Origin of the sequence: Rhizobium sp. Root482 (assembly GCF_001426565.1) — a bacterium.
In the GTDB taxonomy this organism is placed as follows: Bacteria; Pseudomonadota; Alphaproteobacteria; order Rhizobiales; family Rhizobiaceae; genus Pararhizobium.
Map to the genome: position 1 here is coordinate 99061 of NZ_LMFA01000004.1, position 24401 is coordinate 123461.

20 protein-coding genes are annotated in these 24401 nt (G+C 62.8%); 9 read left to right on the plus strand and 11 right to left on the minus strand.

Translation table 11 applies throughout. The features are described from left to right. Positions 1–64: 64 nt before the first annotated feature. The 4 genes from htpX (at position 65) to purH (ending at position 6118) form a co-directional block, all read left to right on the plus strand. Positions 65–1024 (plus strand): zinc metalloprotease HtpX, encoded by a 960-nt coding sequence (htpX, locus tag ASD31_RS05045; protein ID WP_056330288.1) that lies wholly within the window; start codon positions 65–67, stop codon positions 1022–1024. Beyond that, positions 1021–2445, plus strand: a complete 1425-nt coding sequence (locus tag ASD31_RS05050; RefSeq protein WP_056330290.1) for an RsmB/NOP family class I SAM-dependent RNA methyltransferase — start codon at positions 1021–1023, stop codon at positions 2443–2445. Before htpX ends, ASD31_RS05050 begins: the two co-directional genes overlap by 4 nt. Positions 2446–2656: 211 nt before the next feature. After that, positions 2657–4342: a heparinase II/III family protein gene (locus tag ASD31_RS05055; RefSeq protein ID WP_056330293.1), complete on the plus strand. Its 1686-nt coding sequence runs from the start codon at positions 2657–2659 to the stop codon at positions 4340–4342. 162 nt (positions 4343–4504) lie between these two features. Continuing rightward, positions 4505–6118, plus strand: coding sequence for a bifunctional phosphoribosylaminoimidazolecarboxamide formyltransferase/IMP cyclohydrolase (gene purH / locus ASD31_RS05060; RefSeq protein ID WP_056330295.1), 1614 nt, complete (start codon positions 4505–4507; stop codon positions 6116–6118). 134 nt (positions 6119–6252) lie between these two features. Here purH and ASD31_RS05065 read toward each other — a convergent pair whose 3' ends face one another. Both ASD31_RS05065 and ASD31_RS05070 read right to left on the minus strand, forming a co-directional pair. Next, positions 6253–7632 carry an MFS transporter gene (locus ASD31_RS05065; RefSeq protein WP_056330372.1) on the minus strand — a complete coding sequence of 460 codons (1380 nt, stop codon included), beginning with the start codon at positions 7630–7632 and terminating at the stop codon, positions 6253–6255. A 49-nt stretch (positions 7633–7681) separates the two neighbouring features. Further along, entirely contained in the window at positions 7682–12466 is a 4785-nt protein-coding gene (locus ASD31_RS05070) for an NAD-glutamate dehydrogenase (protein ID WP_056330298.1), read from the minus strand. A gap of 271 nt (positions 12467–12737) precedes the next feature. On the opposite strand from ASD31_RS05070, the gene pdxY reads away from it, so the two are divergent. After that, positions 12738–13613 (plus strand): pyridoxal kinase PdxY, encoded by an 876-nt coding sequence (gene pdxY, locus ASD31_RS05075; protein WP_056330300.1) that lies wholly within the window; start codon positions 12738–12740, stop codon positions 13611–13613. Positions 13614–13789: 176 nt separating this feature from the next. Further along, entirely contained in the window at positions 13790–14431 is a 642-nt protein-coding gene (locus ASD31_RS05080) for a carbonic anhydrase (RefSeq protein ID WP_056330302.1), read from the plus strand. Between the two features lie 382 nt (positions 14432–14813). Here ASD31_RS05080 and ASD31_RS05085 read toward each other — a convergent pair whose 3' ends face one another. The 5 genes from ASD31_RS05085 to leuB all read right to left on the minus strand — a co-directional run bounded on the left by ASD31_RS05085 (position 14814) and on the right by leuB (position 19514). Next, positions 14814–15635, minus strand: coding sequence for a lytic transglycosylase domain-containing protein (locus ASD31_RS05085; RefSeq protein ID WP_056330304.1), 822 nt, complete (start codon positions 15633–15635; stop codon positions 14814–14816). Between the two features lie 229 nt (positions 15636–15864). Beyond that, on the minus strand, positions 15865–16899 hold the full coding sequence (locus ASD31_RS05090; RefSeq protein ID WP_056330307.1) for an aspartate-semialdehyde dehydrogenase: 1035 nt from the start codon (positions 16897–16899) through the stop codon (positions 15865–15867). 110 nt (positions 16900–17009) lie between these two features. Next, positions 17010–17156, minus strand: a complete 147-nt coding sequence (locus ASD31_RS25780; protein WP_156392516.1) for a hypothetical protein — start codon at positions 17154–17156, stop codon at positions 17010–17012. Positions 17157–17255: 99 nt separating this feature from the next. Further along, positions 17256–17957, minus strand: coding sequence for a phosphatase PAP2 family protein (locus ASD31_RS05095; protein WP_056330309.1), 702 nt, complete (start codon positions 17955–17957; stop codon positions 17256–17258). A 444-nt stretch (positions 17958–18401) separates the two neighbouring features. Further along, a complete protein-coding gene (gene leuB / locus ASD31_RS05100; RefSeq protein WP_056330312.1) occupies positions 18402–19514 on the minus strand; it encodes a 3-isopropylmalate dehydrogenase in 1113 nt (370 codons plus the stop codon). Between the two features lie 1341 nt (positions 19515–20855). Here leuB and ASD31_RS05105 point away from each other — a divergent pair. Next, positions 20856–21236 (plus strand): hypothetical protein, encoded by a 381-nt coding sequence (locus tag ASD31_RS05105; protein ID WP_056330314.1) that lies wholly within the window; start codon positions 20856–20858, stop codon positions 21234–21236. Positions 21237–21250: 14 nt separating this feature from the next. Here ASD31_RS05105 and ASD31_RS05110 read toward each other — a convergent pair whose 3' ends face one another. The 3 genes from ASD31_RS05110 to ASD31_RS05120 form a co-directional block, all read right to left on the minus strand. Continuing rightward, positions 21251–21640 (minus strand): RidA family protein, encoded by a 390-nt coding sequence (locus ASD31_RS05110; protein ID WP_056330317.1) that lies wholly within the window; start codon positions 21638–21640, stop codon positions 21251–21253. Between the two features lie 3 nt (positions 21641–21643). Beyond that, entirely contained in the window at positions 21644–22249 is a 606-nt protein-coding gene (gene leuD / locus ASD31_RS05115) for a 3-isopropylmalate dehydratase small subunit (protein WP_056330374.1), read from the minus strand. Between the two features lie 117 nt (positions 22250–22366). After that, positions 22367–22612: a hypothetical protein gene (locus ASD31_RS05120; RefSeq protein WP_056330376.1), complete on the minus strand. Its 246-nt coding sequence runs from the start codon at positions 22610–22612 to the stop codon at positions 22367–22369. Between the two features lie 129 nt (positions 22613–22741). Between ASD31_RS05120 and ASD31_RS05125 the strand changes: the two genes are divergently transcribed. Further along, complete coding sequence (locus ASD31_RS05125) at positions 22742–23647, plus strand: HpcH/HpaI aldolase/citrate lyase family protein (RefSeq protein ID WP_056330379.1); 906 nt, start codon at positions 22742–22744, stop codon at positions 23645–23647. Continuing rightward, the gene (locus ASD31_RS05130; protein ID WP_056330319.1) at positions 23644–23850 is read left to right on the plus strand and encodes a DUF1737 domain-containing protein; all 207 of its coding nucleotides are present in this window, start codon (positions 23644–23646) and stop codon (positions 23848–23850) included. Before ASD31_RS05125 ends, ASD31_RS05130 begins: the two co-directional genes overlap by 4 nt. Before the next feature lie 29 nt (positions 23851–23879). On the opposite strand, the gene ASD31_RS05135 is transcribed toward ASD31_RS05130, so the two are convergent. Further along, positions 23880–24314, minus strand: a complete 435-nt coding sequence (locus ASD31_RS05135; RefSeq protein ID WP_056330322.1) for a metallopeptidase family protein — start codon at positions 24312–24314, stop codon at positions 23880–23882. Positions 24315–24401: the final 87 nt, after the last annotated feature.

Below are 24401 nucleotides of genomic sequence, written 5' to 3' on the forward strand. Positions count from 1 at the left end.
ATATAGGAAATCCGCGTTCAAGAAAAACCGTGATTCACGTGAAACGCCGCTGGAGACCTCGCCGATGAACCTGATGCGCACTGCCATGCTCCTTGCCTTCATGACCGCCCTGTTCATGGCGGTCGGCTTTCTCATCGGCGGCAGGGGCGGCATGATGATCGCGCTCGTCATTGCCGCCGGCATGAATTTCTTCTCCTACTGGAATTCCGACACGATGGTGCTGCGCATGTACCGCGCCCAGGAGGTCGATGCGCAGAGCGCGCCGGAATATTACGGCATCGTCCGCGATCTGGCGCAAAATGCCGGATTGCCGATGCCGCGGGTCTATGTGATCGACAATCCGCAGCCGAATGCCTTTGCCACCGGCCGCAATCCGCAGAATGCCGCCGTCGCCGCCTCCACCGGGCTGCTGCAGGCGCTGTCCTATGATGAGGTGGCCGGCGTCATGGCGCATGAACTGGCGCATGTGCAAAACCGCGATACGCTGACCATGACGCTGACGGCCACGCTGGCCGGCGCCATTTCCATGCTCGGCAATTTCGCCTTCTTCTTCGGCGGCAATCGTGAAAACAACAATCCGCTCGGGTTCATCGGCGTGCTGGTGGCGATGATCGTCGCGCCGCTGGCCGCCATGATCGTGCAGATGGCGGTCAGCCGCACGCGTGAATATTCCGCCGACCGGCGCGGCGCCGAAATCTGCGGCAAGCCACTGGCTCTGGCCTCGGCGCTGGCCAAGATCTCGAATTTCGCCCATCAGGTGCCGAATGCTGAAGCCGAGCGCAATCCGGCCACCGCTCATATGTTCATTATCAACCCGCTTTCGGGTGAGCGCATGGACAATCTGTTTTCCACCCATCCGGCGACGGAAAACCGCATCGAGGCGCTGGAGCGCATGGCGGGCGAGATGGCATCGGTCTCGACGCCGCCCGTCAGGGCTGATAATCCGGTGCGCAAATCGCGCTCCGTGCCGTCGACCGGCTGGGGTCGCGGTGGTTCCGAGCCGCCGAAAGGGCCCTGGTCTTGACATCAGACGACAATAACAATTCGCAACCGAAACGAAATCAACGGCCGCGTGCCTACGGCAGAGCTTCGGGCCGCGACAGCGAAAATCCGGCGTTCGAGCGCAGCGACAAGCCGGGGATCAGGGCCCGCCAGGCCGCCGCCAAGATGCTGGCTGCGGTTGTCGATCGCAAGACCTCGCTCGATGGCATGCTGGACGCGGAAAATGGCAACCCGGTCTATCGCGAACTGAACGAGGCCGATCGTGCCCTCGTCCGCGCGATCCTGAATTCGGCGCTCCGGCAATTGCCGCGCATCGAAGCGATGATCGCCTCCTTGCTGCAGACCCCGCTTCCCGAGGGCGCCCGCGCGCTCGATCATGTTCTGACGGTTGCCGCGGCGCAGATCCTCTATCTCGACATTCCTGACCATTCCGCCGTCGATCTGGCCGTCGAACAGGCGCAGATCGATCCGCGCAACCGGCGTTTTGCCAGCCTCGTCAATGCCGTGCTGCGCCGTCTTTCCCGCGAAAAACAGGCCCTGCTCGAAACCATCGGCGAAAACACCCCGGCAATCCCCGGCTGGTTTCACAAGCGCCTGGTCACCTATTACGGGGCCGAGGAGGCCGGCCGCATTGCCGCGGCTCTGCTTTCGCCCGCGGCGATCGATCTGACGGTCAAATCCGATGCGGCCGGCTGGGCCGAGAAGCTCAATGGTCGCGTCCTGCCGACGGGCTCGGTGCGTCTTGCCGGGTTTTCCGGCGCGGTGCCCGGTCTTTCCGGCTTCGAGGATGGCCAGTGGTGGGTGCAGGATGCCGCCGCCGCCCTTCCAGCCCGGCTGTTCGGGCAATTGTCCGGAAAGCGCGTCATCGATCTCTGTGCCGCACCGGGCGGAAAAACCGCCCAGTTGATCCTCGCCGGTGCCGAGGTGACGGCGCTCGACCAGTCGTCGAGCCGGTTGAAACGCCTGAAGTCCAATCTTGCCCGGCTCGGGCTGGAGGCGGGGACACAGGAAATCAACATGGCCGATTTCCGCACCGAAGACCTGTTCGACGCCGCCCTGCTAGATGCGCCCTGTTCCTCCACCGGCACGATCCGGCGCCATCCGGATGTGCTTTGGACCAAGGGGCCGGAAGACATCGAAAAGCTGGCCCTGCTGGAGGAAAAGCTGCTGCGCCACGCGCTGACGCTGGTGAAACCCGGCGGGCAGGTGGTCTTTTCCAATTGTTCGCTCGACAAGCGCGAAGGGGAAGAGGTCTCGGAACGAATCCTTGCCGAGGGCCATTGCGAACGCGTGTCCATTGATCCCAGTGCTTGGCCCGGGCTTGAGGAAGCGGTCACGCCGCTCGGCGAGTTCCGCACAACGCCGGCGATGATCCCGCCGCAGGATGGCTTTTCCGGTGGGCTCGACGGTTTCTATGCCGTCGTCCTTCGCCGTGTGGATTAGAGGGATAATGTCGCCATCAACAGGCCGTTTTTGTCGTTCAGCTGACGCTGTCCACGGTTTTTCCTGTTCAAACTGGTGTGATCTATAAAAGTTTAATGACTTTTCAGGCAGGATCATGGTCCTGATGTTCCCACATGCACAGCAGTCATTCCGGTGTGCCGATACGGCATGAGGCCTGGTCCGGAAGAGGGGAGTGAAACGGGCGTCGAATATGCGAATCTCCGATCGTCAAAGGCTGCTCTATCTGTATGTGCGTGAGGGTTGGCGCCGGTTCTCGCGCCGGCTTGCGCTTGGCCGCAGTTCAGCGCTGCGTTTTGCCGGCACCACGCCGGACCGGCTGATCGTCGCGCCGACGGATTTGCGCGCTGTCGATCCCTTTGTCGCGCAGGAAATCCTTGAAGGGCGTTTTCCGCTGGCTGGCCGGGTTCTCGAAACCGAAGGCGAATCGCCCTTTGAGATGGATCTTCCGTCGCGGGAGTTCGGCGTTCGTCTCCATTCCTTCGGCTGGGTGCGCCATATGCGCTCCGTCCGCCAGGAAGAGGCGCTCGGCCAGCTGCGCCATATCGTCAATGACTGGATCGTCACGCATGGCCGCGTCATCGGTGGCATGGCCTGGGATGTCGATATCATCGCCCAGCGGATGATTTCCTGGCTGTCCCATTCGCCGATCATCCTACGCGATGCCGAACATGCCTTCTATCGGCGTTTCCTCAAGAGCCTTGCCTTCCAGTTGCGATATCTCCGGCATGTCGCCGATACCACCGCAGATGGCGAGGCACGGCTGAAAACCCGGATCGCCCTTGCCATGGCCTCGGTCGCCATGCCGGCCTCGACTTCCGCCATTCGTAAGGCGGCCCGCAATCTCGATCGGGAACTGGATCGGCAGATCCTGCCGGATGGCGGCCATGTCTCGCGCAATTCGCGTGTCGGGCTCGAACTCCTGTTCGATCTGCTGCCGCTGCGCCAGACCTATGTCAATCTCGGCCACGAACTCCCGGTCCGGCTCATTCCCTGCATCGACCGCATGTATCCGGCCCTGCGTTTCTTCCGCCACCAGGGGGGCGAACTCGCCCTGTTCAACGGCGCCACCTCGACGCTCGGCAACGAGCTGATGTCGGTGCTGCGCTATGACGAAACCGCCGGCATGCCCTTCAAGGCCCTGCCGCATCTCCAGTATCAGAGGCTTGCCACCGAAACCGTCGTGGTCATCGTCGATACCGGCATGCCGCTGTCGAGCGCATGGTCGCGCACGGCGCATGCTGGCTGCCTGTCGTTCGAGATGTCGTCCGGCCGCCACCGCTTCGTCATCAATTCCGGTTCGCCGAAATTCGCCGGCGACCGATTCCGCCAACTGGCGCGGCTGACGGCGGCGCATTCGACCGTCACCGTCGATGACCGCTCGTCGGCGCGGCTGTCGCAGTCGCGTTTTCTCGGTCCTATCGTCACCGGCGGCGTCTCAAGGGTTGCCGTGCGGCGCGAGGAACGGGCGGGCGAGCTTGATGCGGTCATTGCCAGCCATGATGGCTATGTCGAAAGCCTCGGCCTCGTCCATGAGCGCGATATCAGCCTCAACGGCCAGGGACGTATCGTGCGCGGCCGTGACCGGCTGCTGCAGCCGGATGGCAACGATCCGGCGCCCAGCCACACGGCCGTTGCGGTTGCGCGTTTCCATATCCATCCGGCCATCACCATTCGCCGCCATAGCGCACATGAGGCCTATCTGACGGCGCCCGACGGCGAGACCTGGCTGTTTACCTGCCGTGACGGCGAAATCGCGGTCGAGGAGGATATTTTCTTTGCCGACCCCTCGGGCGTGCGGCCCAGCGCGCAGATCGCCGTGAGTTTTCCTGTCGCGAGCCAACCCGAAATCCAGTGGGTTTTTTCCCGCGAGGGCTGATTTTTACCCGGTAAATCCGATGAGCGCAGCACGCCCGGTTTCTTCGGGCCGGAAGCTGTGCTAACGGCAGGCGGCCGGCGGATGTGAGAAACAGCCGGCGCTTTTTCTCTCCCGCGCTTTCCCGCCGCGTTTCTCCCGTGGCGTTTTCCAAGGAGCATGATGATGGCCGTCGCCTCGAAGAAAATCCCCGCCCCCGACCAGGTGACGATCCGCACCGCCCTCCTCTCCGTTTCCGACAAGACCGGCATCGTCGCGCTTGCCCGGGCGCTTCATGAAAAAGGTGTGCATCTGGTTTCTACCGGCGGCACGCACAAGGCGCTTGCCGATGCCGGCCTGCCGGTCACCGACGTGTCCGAAATCACCGGCTTTCCGGAAGTGATGGACGGTCGCGTCAAGACCCTGCATCCGGGCGTCCATGGCGGCCTCCTCGCCATCCGCGACGATGAAGACCATGTCCAGGCGATGACCACTCATGGCATTACCGGCATCGATCTGGCGGTCATCAACCTCTACCCCTTCGAGGAGGTCCGCGCCAAAGGCGGCGATTATCCGACCACGGTCGAGAATATCGATATCGGCGGCCCGGCGATGATCCGCGCCTCGGCCAAGAACCATGCCTATGTCGCCATCGTCACCGATAGCGGCGATTATGACGCGCTTCTGGCCGAACTCGGCGACGGTGCCGCCACCTCCTTTGCCTTCCGCCAGCGCCTTGCGGCCCGCGCCTATGCCCGTACGGCCGCCTATGATACCACCATTTCCGGCTGGTTCGCGGAGGTTCTCGACACGCCGATGCCGCGCCACCGCACCATTGGCGGCGTGCTCAAGGAAGAAATGCGCTATGGCGAGAATCCGCATCAGAAAGCCGGATTCTATCTCACCGGTGAAGATCGCCCGGGCGTCGCCACCGCCACCCTGCTGCAGGGCAAGCAGCTTTCCTACAACAATATCAACGATACCGACGCGGCCTTTGAACTGGTCGCAGAATTCCCTCCGCAGGCATTGCCGGCCTGCGCCATCATCAAGCATGCCAATCCCTGCGGTGTCGCCACCGGGCCGACACTGCTGGAAGCCTATGAGCGCGCCCTTGCCTGCGATTCGACCTCGGCCTTCGGCGGCATCATCGCGCTCAACGGCGAACTGGACGGCGCCACCGCGCAGGAGATCGTCAAGCTCTTCACCGAAGTGATCATCGCCCCCTCGGTCACCGACGAGGCCAAGGCGATCATCGCCGCCAAGCCCAATCTGCGTCTGCTCGTCACCGGCGCCCTGCCCGATCCGCGCGTGCCCGGCCTCTCGGCCAAGACCGTCGCCGGAGGCATGCTGGTCCAGCAACGCGACAATGGCATGGTCGAGGACCTGGACCTGAAGGTCGTCAGCCGGCGCGCGCCGACGCCGCAGGAGCTGGAAGACATGAAATTCGCCTTCAAGGTGGCCAAGCATGTGAAGTCGAATGCGGTCGTCTATGCCAAGGACGGCCAGACCGTCGGCATTGGCGCCGGCCAGATGAGCCGGGTGGATTCCGCCCGCATCGCCGGCCTGAAGGCCGAGGAAGCGGCAAGGGTGCTCGGTCTTCCGGCGCCGCTCACAAAGGGTTCCGCCGTCGCCTCCGAGGCCTTCCTGCCCTTTGCCGATGGTCTCCTGTCGATGATCGCGGCCGGCGCCACCGCCGTCATTCAGCCGGGCGGCTCGATGCGCGACGCCGAAGTCATCGCCGCCGCCGACGAAGCCGGCGTCGCCATGGTCTTCACCGGAATGCGGCATTTCCGGCATTGAGCTTCTTGTTGGAAGCCGGCGGTTCTCCACGGCTTTCCGACCGGAAGTGCCTTGCTAAATATTGCTTCCTGAGCTGTCGCTGCTCTCCCTCCGTCATGGTCGGGCTCGACCCGACCATCCACGACCCATCCGCTCTACTTTGCCGGATAAGGGGTCCGCAGAAGGATTGCCAGCCCCACAGCCAGGAATACCACCAGCGCCATCATTCCGATGCGGGCTGAGCCGGTGGCAAGGGTGACGGTGGCGACGGAGGCGGGGGCCAGGAAAGTGGTGGCGCGGCCTGAAAAGGCATAGAGCCCGAAATAGCGCCCCGCCTCCTCGGCGCTGACGCTGCGGGCGAGATAGGAGCGCGAGGAGGCCTGCACCGGCCCGAAGGCGATGCCGACCAGCAGCCCGAAGACGATATAGGCCTTTTCCGCGGCGGTGCCGAAAAGCCCGCCGGAATCGGTGACAGACAGCGGCAGAAGGCCGAACAGCGTATAGCCGGGGCCGGTGGAAACGATGCCGAGTGTCGCGATCGTCAGGCAGACCAGGCTGGCGGTGACGATGGTCTTGGAGCCGAGTTTCGCATCGAGCCGGCTGGCATAGAGGCAGCCGCCGATCGCCACGACGTTCAAGATGATCCCGTAGACCCCGAGTTCGACCGTCTGCCAGGCGAACATGCTGGCCGCAAACGTGCCGCCGAGCGCCAGGAGGCCGTTGACGCCATCCTGGAAGATCATCCGCGCTACGAGAAACCGCAATATGCCGGTCCGGTGCTTCAATTCGCCGATCGTCTGGCGCAGTTCGGAAAGGCCGTTGCGCACTGCCGTGGCCGCCGGTAGCGAGATCCGGCGCGCATCGGGCGTAAACAGGAACATCGGCAGGATGAAGACGAGATACCAGAGCGCAGAGATCGGCCCGGTGACGCGGGCATCGGCGCCGGTGGCCGGATCGAGGCCGAACAGTGGATCGAGCCCGAGAATTGTTTTGCCGGATTCGGGGCTCGCGGCCAGAAGTGCCACGACGGCGATCAGCACGATCATGCCGCCGAGATAGCCGAGCCCCCAGGCAATATTGGAAATCCGGCCGATCTCCTCCTCCGGCACCAGCCGCGGCATCATCGAATCATTGAAAACGATCGAGAATTCCGCCGCGATCGAGGCAAGGATGACAAGCACGAAGGGATAGATCAGCGGCGATCCGGGCATGGCAAACCACAGCAGGGCCAGCGAAACCACCTTGATCACGGCAAAGAAGGCGATCCAGGGCTTGCGGGCGCCGGTGGCGTCGGCGATCGAGCCGAGTACCGGCGAAAGCACCGCGATGACGATGCCGGAAATGGTCAGCGTATAGCCCCACATGGCCTGGCCATGGGCCGGGTCCTCGGCAAGACGGGAGACGAAATAGGGGCCGAAGATGAAGGTGATGATCACCGTGAAGAAGGGCTGGGCGGCCCAATCGAACAGCATCCAGCCGGCAAGGCCGGCACGCGTCACCCGGGGGGCCGCGTCGGCCCCCGCCCTTGCCGTCATGCCGCTCACTCGCCTCTCCCAGGTCGCGCCCCCGCCGGGGCCGACAGTGTCACCTCATCCGGTTATGCGCAAGATCGCTGAGCAGCCCCGCGGCCACCGTGATCTTGGCAAGGGTCGTTTCGCCCTTTTCCGTCAACAGGGTCAGCTGGTCGCTTACCCGGGAAATCCGGCTCCGGTCGCTGTCCTGCCAGGCACTGACCGGATTGCGCTCGTCCTTGTTGCCTGTGAGCGCCGCAATGGTGATGTCCTTGCGCGCGGTCGCGATGTCGTTGATGCTGCGCGAAAGGGCCATCGCCTCATATTGCTCGGTGGCCGAAACGCGCTCGGCGGCGGCAAGCAGCTTGGCGATCCGGAGATTCTGCGTCACGCCGAAATAGCTCTGCGCGGTGCGCGTCAGCGTCACGCCGGTATCGTCGGCGATCTGTATGATTTCCGGCACGAAGGTCATCACGGCGAGAGCGGCGATCTCCTCGGCAAGCGCTGCCGGCACGCCGCGCTCGATGAAATAGGCCGCCGTTTGCCGCACATCCGCCGTGGCATCCGCTGGGATGGAGCTTTGCAGGGCGGATTTAAGCTTCTGCAGGGCCTCCCGCAGCCGCTCGATCGCTTCCTTGAGCGGCGTCTGCATCGCCTTGGTCCTGAGCGTCCGTTCGGTGACGATCGCGAAGATGCGCGCGACCTCCTGGTAGAGCTCGTTCTGCACTGCGCCGCTGATGACGTTGTCGAGCGCATCGATCTCGCCGAAGACGCGCTTCAAATCGTAGCCGTCGCGCGCCAGCACCGCGGCCTTCACCACATCGGCCGGCATGAAACCCGTCTGGTCGATCAGCGTGCTGACGAAGGCCGGCCCGCCGCGATTGATCGTGTCATTGGCAAGCACCGTGGCGATGATGTCGCGGCGCAGGCGATGGCTGTCGATATCGGCCGCATGGGCCTTGTGCATCCGGGCCGGGAAATAATTGCGCAGCGTCGTCAGGAAATAGGGATCGTCCGGCAGGTCGCTGGCAACGATCTCGTCGGAGAGGACGAGCTTGGAATAGGAGAGCAGCACGCCGATCTCTGCGCGGGTCAGCGGCTTGCCGTTCTGGTAGCGCTCGCTGAGCGCCTGATCGGTCGGCAGCACTTCCACCTTGCGGTTCAGGTGCCCTTCCGCCTCCAGTCGCGTCATCAGCCGGGCCAGCGGCGTGCGGTTGCCGGCACCGAGCATTTCGGTGAGCGAGATCGCCAGCGATTGCTCGTAATTGTTCCGGAGCACCAGCGCCGCCACCTCGTCGGTCATCGAGGCCAGCAGCGTATTGCGCTTGGCGCGCGTCAGCCGGCCGTCGCGCATCGCCGAAGCCAGCGCGATCTTGATGTTGACCTCGACGTCGGAGGAATTGACGCCGGCCGAATTGTCGATGGCGTCGGAGTTGCAGCGGCCTCCCTTCAGGCCGTAGGCAATGCGGGCGCGCTGGGTGACGCCCAGATTGGCGCCTTCGCCGATCACCCTTGCGCCCACCTCCTCGGCGGTGATGCGGATTGCGTCATTGGCACGGTCGCCCACATCGGCATCGGTTTCGCCGGCGGCGCGGATATAGGTGCCAATGCCGCCGAACCACAGAAGATCGACGGGGCTTCTGAGGATCGCAGACATGATCTCGAAAGGCGTCGCATGGCTCTTGTCGAGACCGATCGCCGCCATGGCCTGCGGCGTCAGGGTCACGGATTTTTCGCTCCGCGGAATGATCATCGCGCCCGCCGATAGCGTCGAGCGGTCATAATCCTGCCAGCTGGAGCGCGGCAGGTCGAACAGGCGCCGGCGCTCGGCAAAGGATCGTTCGATATCCGGATCGGGATCGATGAAGATGTCGCGATGGTCGAAGGCGGCGATCAGCCGGATCTTTTCCGACAGCAGCATGCCATTGCCGAAGACGTCGCCCGACATGTCGCCGACGCCGGCGACGGTGAACGGCGTCGTCTGGATGTCGACGTCCATTTCGCGGAAATGTCGCTTGACGGTTTCCCAGGCGCCGCGTGCGGTAATGCCCATCTTCTTGTGGTCGTAGCCGGCCGAACCGCCGGAGGCGAAGGCGTCGTCCAGCCAGAAATCCGCCTCCTGGGCCAGCGCATTGGCCGTATCGGAGAAGGTCGCCGTGCCCTTGTCAGCGGCGACGACGAAATAGGGATCGTCCCCGTCGAGCCGCAGCGTATCGGCCGGCGGAACCACGTCCTGGCCGACGATGTTGTCGGTAATCGACAAGAGGGTGCGGATGAAGGTCTTGTAGGCCTCGGAACCGGCCTTGAAGATCGCGTCGCGCGTGCCGCCCACCGGCAATTGCTTGGGGTAGAAGCCGCCCTTGGCGCCGACGGGCACGATGACGGCATTCTTCACCTGTTGCGCCTTGACGAGGCCGAGCACTTCGGTGCGGTAGTCCTGCGCCCGGTCCGACCAGCGAAGCCCGCCCCGAGCCACCTTGCCGAAGCGCAGGTGAACGCCCTCGACCTCGGTGCCGTAGACGAAGATTTCCCTGAAGGGACGCGGCTCGGGCAGGCCGTCGAGAAGTTTCGGATCGAGCTTGAAGGCAAGCATCGGCTTGGGTTTGCCGCTGGCGTCGCGCTGGAAATAATTGGTGCGCAGCGTCGCCTCGACGGCGTTGACGTAGCGGCGCAGGATCTGGTCCTCGTCAAGGCTGGGCACGGCGTTCAGCGCGCCCTCGATGCCCGCCTTGAGCGCGGCCATGCGCTTGCCCTTGGGCTTGTCGTCCAGCGCCGGGTCCATGCGGGTGACGAACAGCCGGAAAATATCGCCGGCAATGGCCGGATATTTGTTCAGCGTATCGGCAAGATAGCCCTGCGAATAGGTGATGCCGGTCTGGCGCAGATAGCGGGCATAGGCGCGCAGCACCGTCACCTCGCGGGCCGAAAGGCCGCAGAGCAGGATCAGCCGGTTGAAACTGTCGTCCTCGATCAGGCCGTTCCAAGCGGCCAGATAGGCCTCTTCCAGCATGGGGCCGCTCTTCGCCAGATTCAGCGCCTGACCATCGCGGTGGATCAGTTCCATGTCGTGCAGCACCACCAGCCTCTCGCCGCGGGCCTTGTCGATGACGACGATATCATGCGTCTGTTCGCTGATCACCCGGAAGCCGAGATTCTCGAGAAGCGGCACGCGGTGCGACAGGGACACCGGCTCGCCGGCGTGGAAAATCTTCAGTTCCAGCGATTCCGGTCCCTTGCCCGGCTTCTGGTAGAAGGCGATGCGGATCGGATCATCCGGCGCGCAGGCCGCGATATCGGCGAGGTCGGCATAAGCCTCCGCCGGCGTGAAGTCTGCCTGATAGGCCCCGTTGACACGGATTTCCACCCCGTCCTGGCGGGCGAGAAGATCGAAGCGGTCGCTCCAACGGGTGACGATGTCGCGCACCGCCTCCTCCATCTTCGCCTGGGCCATGCGCGGCGTCTTGCCGCCCGAGCGGCCGATGATGAAATGCACCCGCGCCAGCCCGCCTTCCGGGAAGGCCGGATAATAGGCCGAAACCCGCCCGTCATAGATGGTCTTAAGATAGGTGCCGATCTTTTCGCGCACGTCGGAATCGTACTGTTCGCGCGGAACATAGACGATGACGGAGACGAAGCGGTCGAAATGGTCGATGCGCGGCAGGACGCGGATGCGCGGCCGGTCGGCAAGCTCGTTGATCTGCTCGCAGAAGCTCGCCAGCAGCTTGACGTCGATCTGGAACAGGTCGTCGCGCGGATAATATTCCAGCGTATTGGTCAGCATCTTGCCGGAATGGCTCTGCGGATCGAAGCCGAACTGGTCGACGATCTTCTCCACCTTGGAGCGCAGCAGCGGAATCTCGGCTGCAGGCCGCGTATAGGCGGTGGAGGTGAACAGGCCGACAATGCGCAGCTCGCCTGTCACATTGCCGTTCGCATCGAAACGCTTGACGCCGATATAATCCATATAGGCGCGGCGATGGACGACGGATTTGACATTGGCCTTGGTGATGATCAGGAAATCCGGCCCGTCGAGGAAAGCGAGGATTTCCGGCGTCGTCAGCACCGCATCCTTGCCCTGGCGTAGCACGCGCACGTCCGGATCGGAGAGAATGCCGAGCCCCCGGCCCTCGCCGCGCTCGACCACGGCATTCTCGCCCTCGCCGGAATAGGTATATTCGCGCATGCCGAGGAAGGTGAAATTATTGTCCCGCAGCCAGCGCAGGAAGGCCAGCGCCTCGTCGCGATCATGCCTGCGGCGCGCCGGGCCGTTGGCCTCGAGCTCGGCCATTGCCTGGTCGAGCAGCTCGGTCATCGGACGCCAGTCACCGACCGCCAGGTGAACCTGCGACAGCACGGTGCCGATCCGCTCCTTCAGGTCCTCCGCCTGGCTGTCCGTCAATCTCGGCAGGTGGATTTGGATATGGCTGACCCGCGTCGCCGGGTCGCTCTTTTCCTCCGGATCGAAAAGCTTAGCCGGCTTACCCGGTTCGAGCACGAGGATCGGATGCACCGCCAGATGGATGTCCCGATAGGTGCCGGTCACCTCGCCCATTACCGAATCGTAGAGGAACGGCATGTTGCGGTCGGTCACCGCCAGGATCGAAACCTCGGCGCCGCCGGGTGCGATGCCATCGACGGTCTCGACGGTGATCGTCGGACGCTCCGTTGCCTGGCGGCCGATCTCCTTCAAGGCATGTGCCGCGGTCAACGCCAGCATGTCGGGCGTATAATTGCCGAGGTCGTCAGGGCTCGCCCGACGGAAAAGCGCATCCGGTGAGAGGATGGCAATATCCAGCGCCTTGGCTGCCTCCATCACATCCGCATGCCGATCCCGTTTCGGATTGTATTTCGCGCCCATGGCCGTTTTCTCCTGCCGTCAACGATTTGATCGAACCTAGCAGAAGAAAAGTGGTTGGCGATTGAAATCGTGGCCGTTTTCGGCATTCTTTGGCGAATTTCGGAATGATTTCATGAAAGTTTCAGCCAAGAAGCGTCGGTTTTGCAATTCAATCGGTTCAAGTGCATCTTTGCTCCGGTCGCGAAATTTGCCGCCGCGATGCCGCCGGCCGCAGTTGACAGGCGCATGATTGTCGGGCGATCAGAAGATCGTCAAAACTACGGAAAAACCCATGTCCGAGAGTGCCGCCGGCGCCGTCATCGTTATTTCGAGCCATGTGATTCGCGGCTCGGTCGGCAATCGGGCGGCTGTTTTTGCATTGGAGACGCTCGGCTATCCGGTCTGGGCATTGCCGACGGTGATCCTGCCCTGGCATCCCGGCCATGGCCGCGCCACGCGGGTGACGCTCGGCGAAGACGATTTCGATAGTCTGATCGACGATCTGATCCGTTCCCCCTTCGTCGGCGAGGTACGCGCCGTGCTCACCGGCTATCTCGGCTCTGCCCGTCAGGCGGACGGCGTGGCGCGGCTGGTGGAAGCGCTGCGGGACAAGAATCCCGATCTCTTCTACGCCTGCGATCCGGTCATGGGCGATGCCGGCGGTCTTTACGTGCCGGAGGAAACGGCGATTGCCATGCGCGACCGGCTTTTGCCGCTCGCTTCGCTTGCCACGCCGAACCGGTTCGAGCTTTCCTGGCTCTGCGGCGTGGCGCTTGAGAGCAATGCCGCCATTCTGGAAGCGGCCCTTTCGCTCGGGCCGTCCCGCATGCTCGTCACCTCGGCGCTGGCGATGATGCAGGGCAGCACCGGCAATCTCTATCTTTCCGGAAACACTGCGCTTCTGGCCGAGCACCGGCTGATCGACAACCCGCCGAACGGCACCGGCGACCTCCTGGCAGCGCTTTTCCTTGCCCGGATTCTTGAAGGGCTGGACGAGGAGCGCGCCTTGCAGCTTGCGACCGCAAGCGTCTTCGAGATCATTGCCCGCTCCACGCGGCGCGGCGCCGATGAATTGACGCTCGAGCGCGATGCCGCAAGCCTTGCCAGCCCGATGGCCCTGGTCCAGATGCGCCGCCTGCTGCATCCGGGCCAGAAACGACGGCGATGATGCCATCCGCCTCCATGTAATCCTTGCATCGACCCGTTGCCTGCGCATAAACCGGATCGACACGCTCAAGACCGGCGGCGGATTTGCGCCGAGATCTTTGCCCGGCGCGGCACGCGCGAATTTAAGGCCAATGAAATTTAACGCCAATGAACTTGAAGAGACGGAGTACAGAGCAGATGCAGCGCTTTCCGGACTATTTGCTGAAGGGCTACAATAATTTCATGAGCGGCCGCTTCAACGAGCAGCAGCAACGTTACAAGGCGCTCGCTGAAACCGGCCAGAAACCCCGGACGATGGTGATCGCCTGTTGCGACAGCCGCGCGGCGCCCGAGACGATCTTCGACAGCGGTCCGGGAGAACTCTTCGTGGTCCGCAACGTCGCCAATATGATGCCGCCCTATCAGCCGGACGGGCATTATCACTCCACCTCCTCGGCGCTTGAATTCGCCGTCCAGGTCCTAAGGGTCAGCGATATCGTCGTCATGGGCCACGGCCGTTGCGGCGGCATCAAGGCGGCGCTCGATCCCGATGCCGAGCCGCTGTCGCCGGGCGATTTTATCGGCCGCTGGATGAACCTCCTGAAACCCGCCGCCGAGCAGATTCTCAACAATGACCTGCTCACCGCCGGCGAACGCCAGCGCGCGCTGGAACGCGTCTCGATCCGCAATTCGCTCGCCAATCTGCGCACCTTCCCCTGCGTCAAGATCCTCGAGGACAAGGGCAAGCTGCAGCTCCACGGCGCCTGGTTCGATATTTCCACCGGCGAGCTTTGGATCATGGACACCAAGTCGGGAGACTTCCTGCGGCCGAACGAGTAACAGCCCGGTAGCTCCGCCTATCACCACGTCCACGCCAGCGTTCTCCAACCGCAGTGTTTGGCTGGATCCTCGGGTCAAGCCCGAGGATGACGGAGTGTGGGAGATACTCCTTTCAAATGCTTACGATTGGCGAAGAGGCAAAATTCTCGGCGTCCCGCTGGTAGGCCGCGCGTTAGCCCTATATTGGCAACCGCAATCGCAGTTGAGCCCGCCTCATCTTCCGGCCGGTAACCGTCTTTCCCCGTCGGCCTTCTTCCCCGGATCATCCTCGGGCTCGACCCGAGGATCCATGCGCCACCCGCCAAACGTCCCGCACGCAACAAAAAATCCGCAGCCCGGTTTCCTGGACTGCGGACGATATCATGCCGAAAAGGCAGGCCTATCAGCCGCCGTCGATTTCCGCGCCGATGATGGCGATGGCCTGCTGGTAGACGCTGGCGGCGTTCCAGCCCCTGATGGCGTTGAAATTTCCCTCGCCCTGCTGGTATCCGCCCCCGGCGCTCCAGCCGTGGCCGCGCAGGAAGTTGGCGGTCGAGGCCAGCGCATCGGCCTTGGAGCGAACCATGTCGATATGGCCGTTGCCGTCGCCATCGACGCCGAATTTCAGCACATTGGCCGGCAGGAACTGGGTCTGGCCGATTTCACCATGCGCAGCACCCCGCGCATCGGGGCTGAGATCGCCGCGCTGCACCAGTTCGAGCGCCGCATAAAGCTGGTTGGTGAAATAGTCGGACCGGCGGCAGTCATAGGCGAGCGTCGAGACGGCCGAGAGCGTATGTTCCTTGCCGAGGAAGCCGCCGAAGCCGGTTTCCATGCCCCAGATCGCCAAAAGCGGGCCGGCGGGCACGCCGTAGCGGCTCTCGATGGACTTGAGCAGCGAGGCGTTCTGCGCCTTCAGCTTCTTGCCGCGCGAAATGATCGTCTGGCCGCCGCGCTTCTGCATGAACTGGTCGAGCGACAGCTTGAAGCTCTTCTGGCCGCGGTCGGCGCGGATCGTCGCCTTGTTGTAGCGCACATTGGCAAACGCCTTGTTGAGCGCCGAGGGACTGATGCCGCGGCCGGCGGCCTCGCCCTTGAATCCCTCGACCCAGGCCTCGAAGCCCGCCGATGTATTGCCGCATTGCGCGGCAGATGCCTGCGCCGGCAGGATGGCCGCTGCAACGAGTGCCGTGAAACCTGCCAGTACGCACTTTGCCTTGTGCATGGAAAACCCCGATTGCCTGAATCCAAAAAATAATGTCCGCAAAATGCCAGTCTTTGCGGGTTCTGTCACGAGGGTGGAACAGGAAGGAAAGCCCATTTCACGTGAATCCTCCGCCGAAGTCCGCTACCGCCTTATGCCGTATGAAGAAGCCCCGCAGACCATATCACGGTTCATGCGGGGCTTTTATTGGTTAAAACTTTATATTTTCTGTCGCTTTTCAGATTTTCGCTCAGGCTGCCTGTTTCTTGGCGGTGATCAGGCCACGATTGACGAGAAGCTCGGCGATCTGGATGGCGTTGAGGGCGGCTCCCTTGCGCAGATTGTCGGAGACGACCCAAATATTGAGGCCATTCTCAACCGTCGCGTCTTCGCGGATGCGGGAAATATAGGTCGCGTCCTCGCCGGCGCTTTCGTAGGGCGTGATGTAGCCGCCGTTTTCATGCTTGTCGATGACCAGGCAACCCGGCGCCTCGCGCAGGATGTCGCGGGCCTGGTCGGCGGTGATCTCGTTTTCGAATTCGATGTTGATCGCTTCCGAATGACCGATGAAGACCGGAACGCGCACGGCCGTGCAGGTCAGCTTGATCTTCGGATCGAGGATCTTCTTGGTTTCGGCCATCACCTTCCACTCTTCCTTCGTGTAGCCGTCTTCCATGAAGCTATCGATATGGGGGATGACGTTGAAGGCGATGCGCTTGGTGAACTTCTTGCTCTCCATCGGATCGGCAACGAAGACGGCGCGGGTCTGGTTGAACAATTCGTCCATGCCGTCCTTGCCGGCGCCGGAAACCGATTGATAGGTCGAGACGACGACGCGCTTGATTTTGGCGAAGTCGTGCAGCGGCTTCAGGGCGACGACGAGCTGGGCCGTCGAGCAGTTCGGATTGGCGATGATGTTGCGCTTGGTGAATTGGGTAATGGCGTCGGGGTTCACTTCCGGAACCACCAGCGGCACGTCCTGGTCGTAGCGCCAGGCAGAGGAATTGTCGATGACGACGCAGCCCTGCGCGCCGATCTTCGGCGACCATTTCAGCGACACGGCGCCGCCGGCCGACATCAGGCAGATGTCCGTATCGGAAAAATCGTAGTTTTCGAGGTTCTTCACCTTCAGCGTCTTGTCGCCGAAGGAGACTTCCGTGCCCTGGCTGCGCGCCGAGGCGAGCGCCACCACTTCATCGACCGGGAAGCCGCGTTCGGAAAGGATGTTCAGCATTTCGCGGCCGACATTTCCGGTCGCGCCGGCGATGGCAATCTTGAAACCCATGTCTTTGCTCTCTTTCTGTCTCTCCGCGGTGCTGGGATGAGAAACCCGTCGGCCAAAGCGCGGGTTTCAGGTCCCCGGCCGTGCCGGGGAGAGAGCGGTGGCCAGAGACGTCAGACGGTTTTCGTCGTCGTTTTGGCCGTTGTTTTGGAAAGAATCGGGAAGGAACGCGCCCGCCCGGCAGCAAATGCCGGGGCGATGAGTGCAGCGATGGAGTAACCAGAACGGTGCATGTCGGTCCCTTTTCCGATGTTGCTCATACGCGGTTTTGCCGGCAAGTCAACAGAAAGCTTGATGTCCCGGCCGGCGCCGGCATCGCTCGACGGCGTGCAGCTCGTCCAAATCCCCTCCGGCGGTTCTCAGGCTTTCGGCGTCCCGTCGAAGCCGTTCTTCCGCCGTGGCCAGCCTTTTTCGTCCAGCCGGAACAGCCAGTTGCGCCCGGCAAAGAAAAAGGCGGTCATCAGCGCCGTCCACAGCCCCACCAGAAGACCGGCCGCCACATCGCTCGGATAATGGGCGCCGACGACGACGCGGCTGATGCCGATACTGAGAGCCCCGAGCGCAAAGACGATTCTCAGCCGCGGCGCGAGCATGGAAAAGGCCCCGAAGAAGGCGCCGACCGCCGCCGAATGGCCCGAGGGAAAACTCTGGAAAACCCAGTCATGGCCGGAAAGGAAGGAGATGCTGCGCGATCCGTATTCGGAAAACAGTTCCGGCCGCGCCCGGCCGATCACCAGTTTTGCCAGATGCACGACGATGCTGGCGCTGCCGATCGTCACGAGGAAATAAAGCGCCAGCCGCCAGGCCGTCCTGGTCTTGGATGAAAATCCGTCGCTGCGCGCCACCCGGTTGAGGATATAGGCGATGATGACGATCGAGCCGGAACCATAGATCATCCAGGCGAATGTGCCGAAATCGGTGATCCGCTGGTTGAACGTCACGATCCCGCCCGGCAGCCCCTGCGCCCATTGCGAAATCGTCCCGTCAAACGGAAGCAGGGCCGCCACGAGCAGGGCCGTCGCCACCAGAAGCCAGAGGGATGAGGAAAAGGGGCGGTTCATGGAGCGGTCTTTTCGGGCTGAATTCTCTGCATGTTCGGCATACCCAGTTCTCCGTCATCCTCGCCCTTGTGGCGGGAATCCAGTTCGCTCACGTCCGTGAGCGAGGACTCTTCCATGCGACGGACGTCGCATGGCTGGATTCCTGTGACGAGCACGGGAATGACGGAAGTGGAAAGAACCGTACATGGAAATCAGGTGTGAGCTTGCCGCGTTTATTCAACCCCACCAAACAAAAACGGCACCTGACGCACTTGACCGGAAACCGTTTTGGGATTCCCGATTGGGGAACGGGGATTTCGGCCCCCCCCTCTTCTCCCCGTCGGGGAGAAGGTGGCCCGAAGGGCCGGATGAGGGGGCCGAAGGCCACGAAACTATTGCGCCGAAGCCCCCTCATCGCCTCACTATGTTCGGCACTTCTCCCCGCTGGGGAGAAGAGGCAGTATCTCAGGCCGAAAGCGCCTTGAACTCGGCGAGGATCGCATCGCCCATTTCGGTGGTGCCGACCTGGCGGGCGCCGGGGGCCATGATGTCGCCGGTGCGGATGCCCTTGTCGAGCACGTTGGCGATCGCCTTTTCGAGATTGTCGGCTTCCGCGACCATGTTGAAGGAATAGCGCAGGCACATGGCAAAGGAGGCGATCATGGCGATCGGATTGGCGATCCCCTTGCCGGCAATGTCGGGAGCCGAGCCATGCACGGGCTCGTAGAGCGCCTTGCGCTTGCCGGTCTTGGCGTCCGGTGCGCCGAGCGAGGCCGATGGCAGCATGCCGAGCGAGCCGGTCAGCATCGCCGCCACGTCGGACAGCATGTCGCCGAACAGATTGTCGGTGACGATCACGTCGAACTGCTTGGGCGCCCGGACCAGCTGCATGCCGCCGGCATCTGCCAGCATGTGGTCGAGCGCGACGTCGGAATATTTCGCCTTGTGCGTCGCCGTCACCACCTGGTTCCAGAGCACGCCGGATTTCATCACATTGCGCTTTTCCATCGAGCAGACGCGGTTGCCGCGGGTGCGCGCCAGTTCGAAGGCGACGCCGGCGATGCGCTCGATCTCGTAGGTGTCGTAGACCTGCGTGTCGATGCCGCGCTTCTGGCCGTTGCCGAGATCGATGATTTCCTTGGGCTCGCCGAAATAGACGCCGCCCGTCAGCTCGCGCACGATCAGGATGTCGAGGCCTTCCACCAGTTCCGCCTTCAGCGAGGAGGCATCGGCAAGGGCCGGGTAGCAGATCGCCGGGCGCAGATTGGCAAAGAGCTCCAGGTCCTTCCTCAGCCGCAGCAGGCCGGCTTCCGGGCGCACTTCATAGGCAACATCATCCCATTTCGGGCCGCCGACGGCGCCGAACAACACCGCGTCGGCCGCCATCGCCTTTGCCATGTCCGCGTCGGAAATGGCCGCGCCATGGGCGTCATAGGCCGATCCGCCCACAAGCCCCTCGTCCGTGGTGAAACCGCCCGCCATCTCGGCATTCATATGGGCGATGATCTTGCGGACTTCCGCCATGGCTTCCGGGCCGATGCCGTCGCCGGGCAGGAGGAAAAGAGTGCGCGCTGTCATGAGGCATTCCTTTAAAGGCTGGCTGTTCATAGATATTGGCGCGTTCTTAACGCAACTTCCGTTCAAGGAAAATGCGGTTTCGGAAAGAATTGTGCGCGGGGAGCGTGGTTGCACCACAGTCGTCGGTCTCGCAGGCGCCTCTCGCCGGCCCCCGCTTCGCCACGCGCCGCGCCGCCGTTGTTGTAACGTCTGGGCGTGGATCCTCGGGTCGCGCCCGAGGATGACGGGTGGAGGGGACGGATTGCAAGCAAACAGCGGTCTTCCGTGCGGCAAAAGCTTTCGTCCAAGCCCCTTCCTGCAATGCTCCCCAGACGTCTCCAGTCCTCCCCAATCCTTCCGCGAACCCCCTCCATACCTCCCAAGCTCGTCATCCTCGGGCTTGACCCGAGGATCCACGCCAAGCCTCCTCCAGCTCCTGCGTTTCGGGCCGACCACCGCCTGGTTGGGAATGGCTCGGCACCCTCGCCTGGCCGTTGCCTTCTTCTGTGCGGGCCGTCCCGGTCTCCCTCTTCTCCCCAGCGGGGAGAAGGTGGCCCGAAGGGCCGGATGAGGGGGGCGAAGCCATTCGATAGGTCGGATGCCGCCCCCTCATCGCCTCGCCTGCGCTCGGCTCTTCTCCCCGCTGGGGAGAAGAGGAAACCGCCAAACTCAGTGCTTCAGGCGCGGTGGCTTCTCGCCCTCTCGCAAAAAAAATCATCCCCGTTTATCCCCGGCCTCTCCTGCTGTGTCAGGATGAAGTTGTTCTGTCACGGATACACCGCAAGACGTTTGCGGCGAGGCAGGGCTGGCGCTCCACGCAAAGCCTCGTGGTCTTCGATGAGAAGGCCGCGAACGTCAGGCGGACCGGAAGGAGAGCCCCCGGAAAATGGATCCCCCCTGTCCTTACGGGGCGGGCGTGNACGGATACACCGCAAGACGTTTGCGGCGAGGCAGGGCTGGCGCTCCACGCCAAGCCTCGTGGTCTTCGATGAGAAGGCCGCGAACGTCAGGCGGACCGGAAGGAGAGCCCCCGGAAAATGGATCCCCCCTGTCCTTACGGGGCGGGCGTGCCTGTGAGGCACACAGGCCGGGATGGGAAGCGTGATGCGCCGGTGCGTGTTTAGTACCGGCCGGAGAGCCGCATCACGACGATCGTCCCGGATCAGAGGATCCGGAGTCGGGGTCTGTAGGGGGGAAAGCCCCCGAGAGAACGTCAAACGGGGCGCTGGAAAGCGTCACTTGTATTTGTCTATTCGAGACGGTTTCCAGTGCCCCGTCCGATCTTCAAGACAAGGCCTGAAACCCCGGCGAGATCCGCGCGGGGAGGTTTTCCCATGCCGTCACGCCAGCAAAGGAACAGCCATGCCCTATGTGCCGCCCGTTTTCTCCGCCTCGAATGATGTTCTCCTGCGCGTCGTCGCAACCGCCTGGCGCAAACATCTCACCTGCCGGGTGCGCCGCTGCCGCCGTGAAAACTGCTGTACCGGCCGGAAGCACCTCTATGGAAGTCCCATGTGCATGACCACCATGCCGGAGAATGAAACCGAAGCCATGTTCGATTATTTTGCCACCACCAGCCAGGTTGCAACGCCCCAGCTTCTGGCCGCGTGTCTTGCCGAGGCAAAAACCGACGAGGAGCGCGCGGATATCGAATTCCGCCGCCAGGTCTTTCTCTATTATCATTCGGAACTGGCCTTCGCCGGGCTGGCCGAGCCTTTGGGATCGCCCTTCGTTGAGGACTGACCGCGAACGATGCTCTAGCCCTTGAAGGCGGTGACTTCGATCTCGATCAGCATTTCCGGCCGGATGAGGTCACAGACCACCATGGTCGCCGCCGGGCGGATATCGCCGAAGGCCTCGCCCAGGATCGGGAAGACCAGGTTGGCAAAGGCGGCATCGGTGACGTAATAATGATTGCGCACCACATGCCCGAGCGAAAACCCGGCCTCCGTCAGCGCCGCCTCGATGGTCTTCAGGCAGTTGCGGGCCTGTTCCTCCACCGTCTCCGGCATGGTCATCGTCGTGTAATCATAGCCGGTCGTGCCGGAGACGAAGCACCAGTCGCCGGCTACCAGTGCACGCGAATAGCCCGCCGTCCTTTCGAAGGGCGAGCCGGAAGAGATCCGTTTTCGCGGACCGGGCGTCACGCCTCAGGCCCAGGGATGGGATGCGGCATTGGCCTTTTCGAAACTGTCGATGGCGCTTGCCTTTTCCAGCGTCAGGCCGATGTCGTCGAGGCCGTTCAGCATGCAGTGGCGCTTGAACTCGTCGAGTTCGAAAGTGATCTTGCCGCCGTCCGGGCCGGTGATTTCCCGGGCTTCCAGATCGACCGTCAGGACGGCATTGGCGCCGCGCGAGGCGTCGTCCATCAGCTTTTCCAGGTCTTCAGGCGAAACGACCACCGGCAGGATGCCGTTCTTGAAACAGTTGTTGTAGAAAATATCGGCAAAAGAGGTGGAGATGACGCAGCGGATGCCAAAATCGAGCAGCGCCCAGGGCGCATGTTCGCGCGACGAGCCGCAGCCGAAATTATCGCCGGCGACAAGGATCTTGGCGTTCTTGTAGGCGGGCTTGTTGAGAACGAAGTCCTCGTTCACCGAGCCGTCTTCGTGATAGCGGGCCTCGGCGAAAAGCCCGGTGCCGAGTCCGGTGCGCTTGATCGTCTTCAGGTAATCCTTCGGAATGATCATATCCGTGTCGATATTGACGACGGGCAGGGGAGCGGCAACGCCGGTGAGCTTGACGAACTTGTCCATGGAAATGGCCTTCGATTGCAACGGAACGAAAATTTTTCCGCCCAGCGTGTAGAGCAATTTCACGCTGAAATGAAGGAAAATCTCGCCGGGATCGTCCCGAAAGGCCGGTCGCAGGCCTTAGAGGTCGATGATCGTGCCGCGTCTATCGTTCCAGATGCGCGGCTCGCGGGCTTTGTTCTGCGCCGAGCGATTGACTGTGGCGCGCACCGGCTTGGGCGAAAGCCGCGTTGAAAGCGCGCTGCTGAGCGCAAAAACGGCCGCGATGCCGGCAAGCGCCAGGCCGATCGAGGCGGTCAGGACCAGGGCCATCACCGCAAAGGCGATGCCTACCGTCGTCAGGAGGAGAGTACGAATGCCTTGCATGATCGTCACCTTTCTTTGCCTCATATGTGGGCCCGCCCGCTTTGGCTTACAAGACCCGGGGCAAGACCCGGACCCCGATTGCAGGTCTGCCTTGCGAAAGCGGCGAAAGCCGGGCAGAACACCGATATGATGTCATCTGCTGACCGCCATCCCGTCCGCCTGCGCCGTTCAGTGCTCTGTGTTCCGGCCGACAATCAACGCGCCCTTGCCAAGGTGGCTGGCCTTGCCTGCGATGCGGTGATCTACGATCTCGAGGATGCCGTCCTTCCCGACAACAAGATTTCGGCCCGCGAAGCCCTGAAAGCGCATCTGGCGCAAGGACGCCGGCCGGATGTCGAAACCATCATCCGCATCAACAGCCTTGCTTCCGGTCATAGTGAAGACGATCTCGCGGCGGTGCTGGAGATCGCCCCCGATGCGGTGCTGCTGCCCAAGGTGGATACGCCGCAGGATGTTCGCGCGGTCGCCGATTTTCTTACGGAAAGAGATGCCCCGGACGATATCCGGCTCTGGGCGATGATCGAGACGCCGCATGGCGTGCTCAATGCCGCCGCCATTGCCGAAACCGGCCGCACGCGGGGCGGCAGGCTCGATTGCCTGGTGCCGGGGCTGAACGATCTGCGCAAGGAAACCGGCGTGCCGGCCCTTGCCGGCCGCACCTATCTCGTGCCCTGGCTGATGCAGATCCTGCTTGCCGCGCGCAGCGCCGGCCTCGATATCATCGATGCGGTCTTCAACGATGTCAGGGATGCGGCGGGCTTCGAGGAGGAGTGCCGCCAGGGCCGTGCCATGGGGTTTGACGGCAAGATGCTGATCCACCCCGGCCAGATCGCCCCGGCCAACACCCATTTCGGCGTGGCGGATCTCGCCCTTGCCGAGGCCCGGTCGATCGTCCAAGCCTTTGCACAGGCGGGGAATGTGGATAAAGCCGTCATCAATCTCAATGGCCGCATGGTCGAACGGCTGCATCTCGAAGAGGCCGTCCGGCTTGTGGCCAGGGCCGATGCCATTCAACAAAAAGGAAAAGTCGCGTGAAACTCTACCGATTTCTGACAGCTCAGGACGATGCCAGCTTCTGCCACAAGGTCACGCTGGCCCTCAACAAGGGCTGGGAATTGCATGGCTCGCCGGCCTATACCTGGAACCAGGAAACCCGACTCCTGATGTGCGGCCAGGCCGTGGTCAAGGATGTCGAAGGCAAGGAATACACGCCCGACACCAAGCTGTCGGAGCACTGAGACCCGGACCCGGCTGGGGCCTCCCGGTCTCAGCCGCCCACATGTTCGACGCTGGCCTCGATCCGCTCCATGTCGTCGTCCGAAAGGCCGAAATGATGGCCGATCTCGTGGATTAGCACATGGGTGATGATATCGCCCAGGGTTTCCTCGTTTTCCGCCCAGTAATCGAGGATCGGCCGGCGGTAGAGAATAATCCGGTTGGGCATTTGCCCGTTTTCCATGCTGAAGCGCTCGCCAATGCCGCGCCCCTCGAACAGGCCGAGCAGGTCGAACGGCGTTTCCAGCGCCATGTCCTCGAAAATCTCGTCGTCCGGAAAATCGTCGATCTCGATGGTCAGGTCGATGGCCAGCGCCCTGAATTCATCCGGCAGGTGGCCATAGGCCTCCAGCGCCAGGGATTCAAAGGTGCTGATGGTCGGCGCGTGGCGTTCCCGCCAATCGTCGGTCTGGTCTATGCGGGCCATGGGCACTCCTTAACTGCCCCTTGATATAGTCAATTCCCCAACCTTTTTCGAGGGTTGAATTTGGATGCGGCCCGTCAAGGAATTAAT

Excerpts from the sequence above, each read along its gene's own strand:
- ASD31_RS05105 (WP_056330314.1), top strand. The coding sequence starts at position 20,856 with ATGCCCTATGTGCCGCCCGTTTTCTCCGCCTCGAATGATGTTCTCCTG.
- ASD31_RS05125 (WP_056330379.1), top strand. The coding sequence starts at position 22,742 with ATGTCATCTGCTGACCGCCATCCCGTCCGCCTGCGCCGTTCAGTGCTC.
- ASD31_RS05095 (WP_056330309.1), bottom strand. The coding sequence starts at position 17,957 with ATGAACCGCCCCTTTTCCTCATCCCTCTGGCTTCTGGTGGCGACGGCC.
- htpX (WP_056330288.1), top strand. The coding sequence starts at position 65 with ATGAACCTGATGCGCACTGCCATGCTCCTTGCCTTCATGACCGCCCTG.
- ASD31_RS05085 (WP_056330304.1), bottom strand. The coding sequence starts at position 15,635 with ATGCACAAGGCAAAGTGCGTACTGGCAGGTTTCACGGCACTCGTTGCA.
- leuD (WP_056330374.1), bottom strand. The coding sequence starts at position 22,249 with ATGGACAAGTTCGTCAAGCTCACCGGCGTTGCCGCTCCCCTGCCCGTC.
- leuB (WP_056330312.1), bottom strand. The coding sequence starts at position 19,514 with ATGACAGCGCGCACTCTTTTCCTCCTGCCCGGCGACGGCATCGGCCCG.
- ASD31_RS05090 (WP_056330307.1), bottom strand. The coding sequence starts at position 16,899 with ATGGGTTTCAAGATTGCCATCGCCGGCGCGACCGGAAATGTCGGCCGC.
- purH (WP_056330295.1), top strand. The coding sequence starts at position 4,505 with ATGGCCGTCGCCTCGAAGAAAATCCCCGCCCCCGACCAGGTGACGATC.
- ASD31_RS05065 (WP_056330372.1), bottom strand. The coding sequence starts at position 7,632 with ATGACGGCAAGGGCGGGGGCCGACGCGGCCCCCCGGGTGACGCGTGCC.
- ASD31_RS05070 (WP_056330298.1), bottom strand. The coding sequence starts at position 12,466 with ATGGGCGCGAAATACAATCCGAAACGGGATCGGCATGCGGATGTGATG.
- ASD31_RS25780 (WP_156392516.1), bottom strand. The coding sequence starts at position 17,156 with ATGAGCAACATCGGAAAAGGGACCGACATGCACCGTTCTGGTTACTCC.
- ASD31_RS05080 (WP_056330302.1), top strand. The coding sequence starts at position 13,790 with ATGCAGCGCTTTCCGGACTATTTGCTGAAGGGCTACAATAATTTCATG.
- ASD31_RS05055 (WP_056330293.1), top strand. The coding sequence starts at position 2,657 with ATGCGAATCTCCGATCGTCAAAGGCTGCTCTATCTGTATGTGCGTGAG.
- ASD31_RS05120 (WP_056330376.1), bottom strand. The coding sequence starts at position 22,612 with ATGCAAGGCATTCGTACTCTCCTCCTGACGACGGTAGGCATCGCCTTT.
- ASD31_RS05135 (WP_056330322.1), bottom strand. The coding sequence starts at position 24,314 with ATGGCCCGCATAGACCAGACCGACGATTGGCGGGAACGCCACGCGCCG.
- pdxY (WP_056330300.1), top strand. The coding sequence starts at position 12,738 with ATGTCCGAGAGTGCCGCCGGCGCCGTCATCGTTATTTCGAGCCATGTG.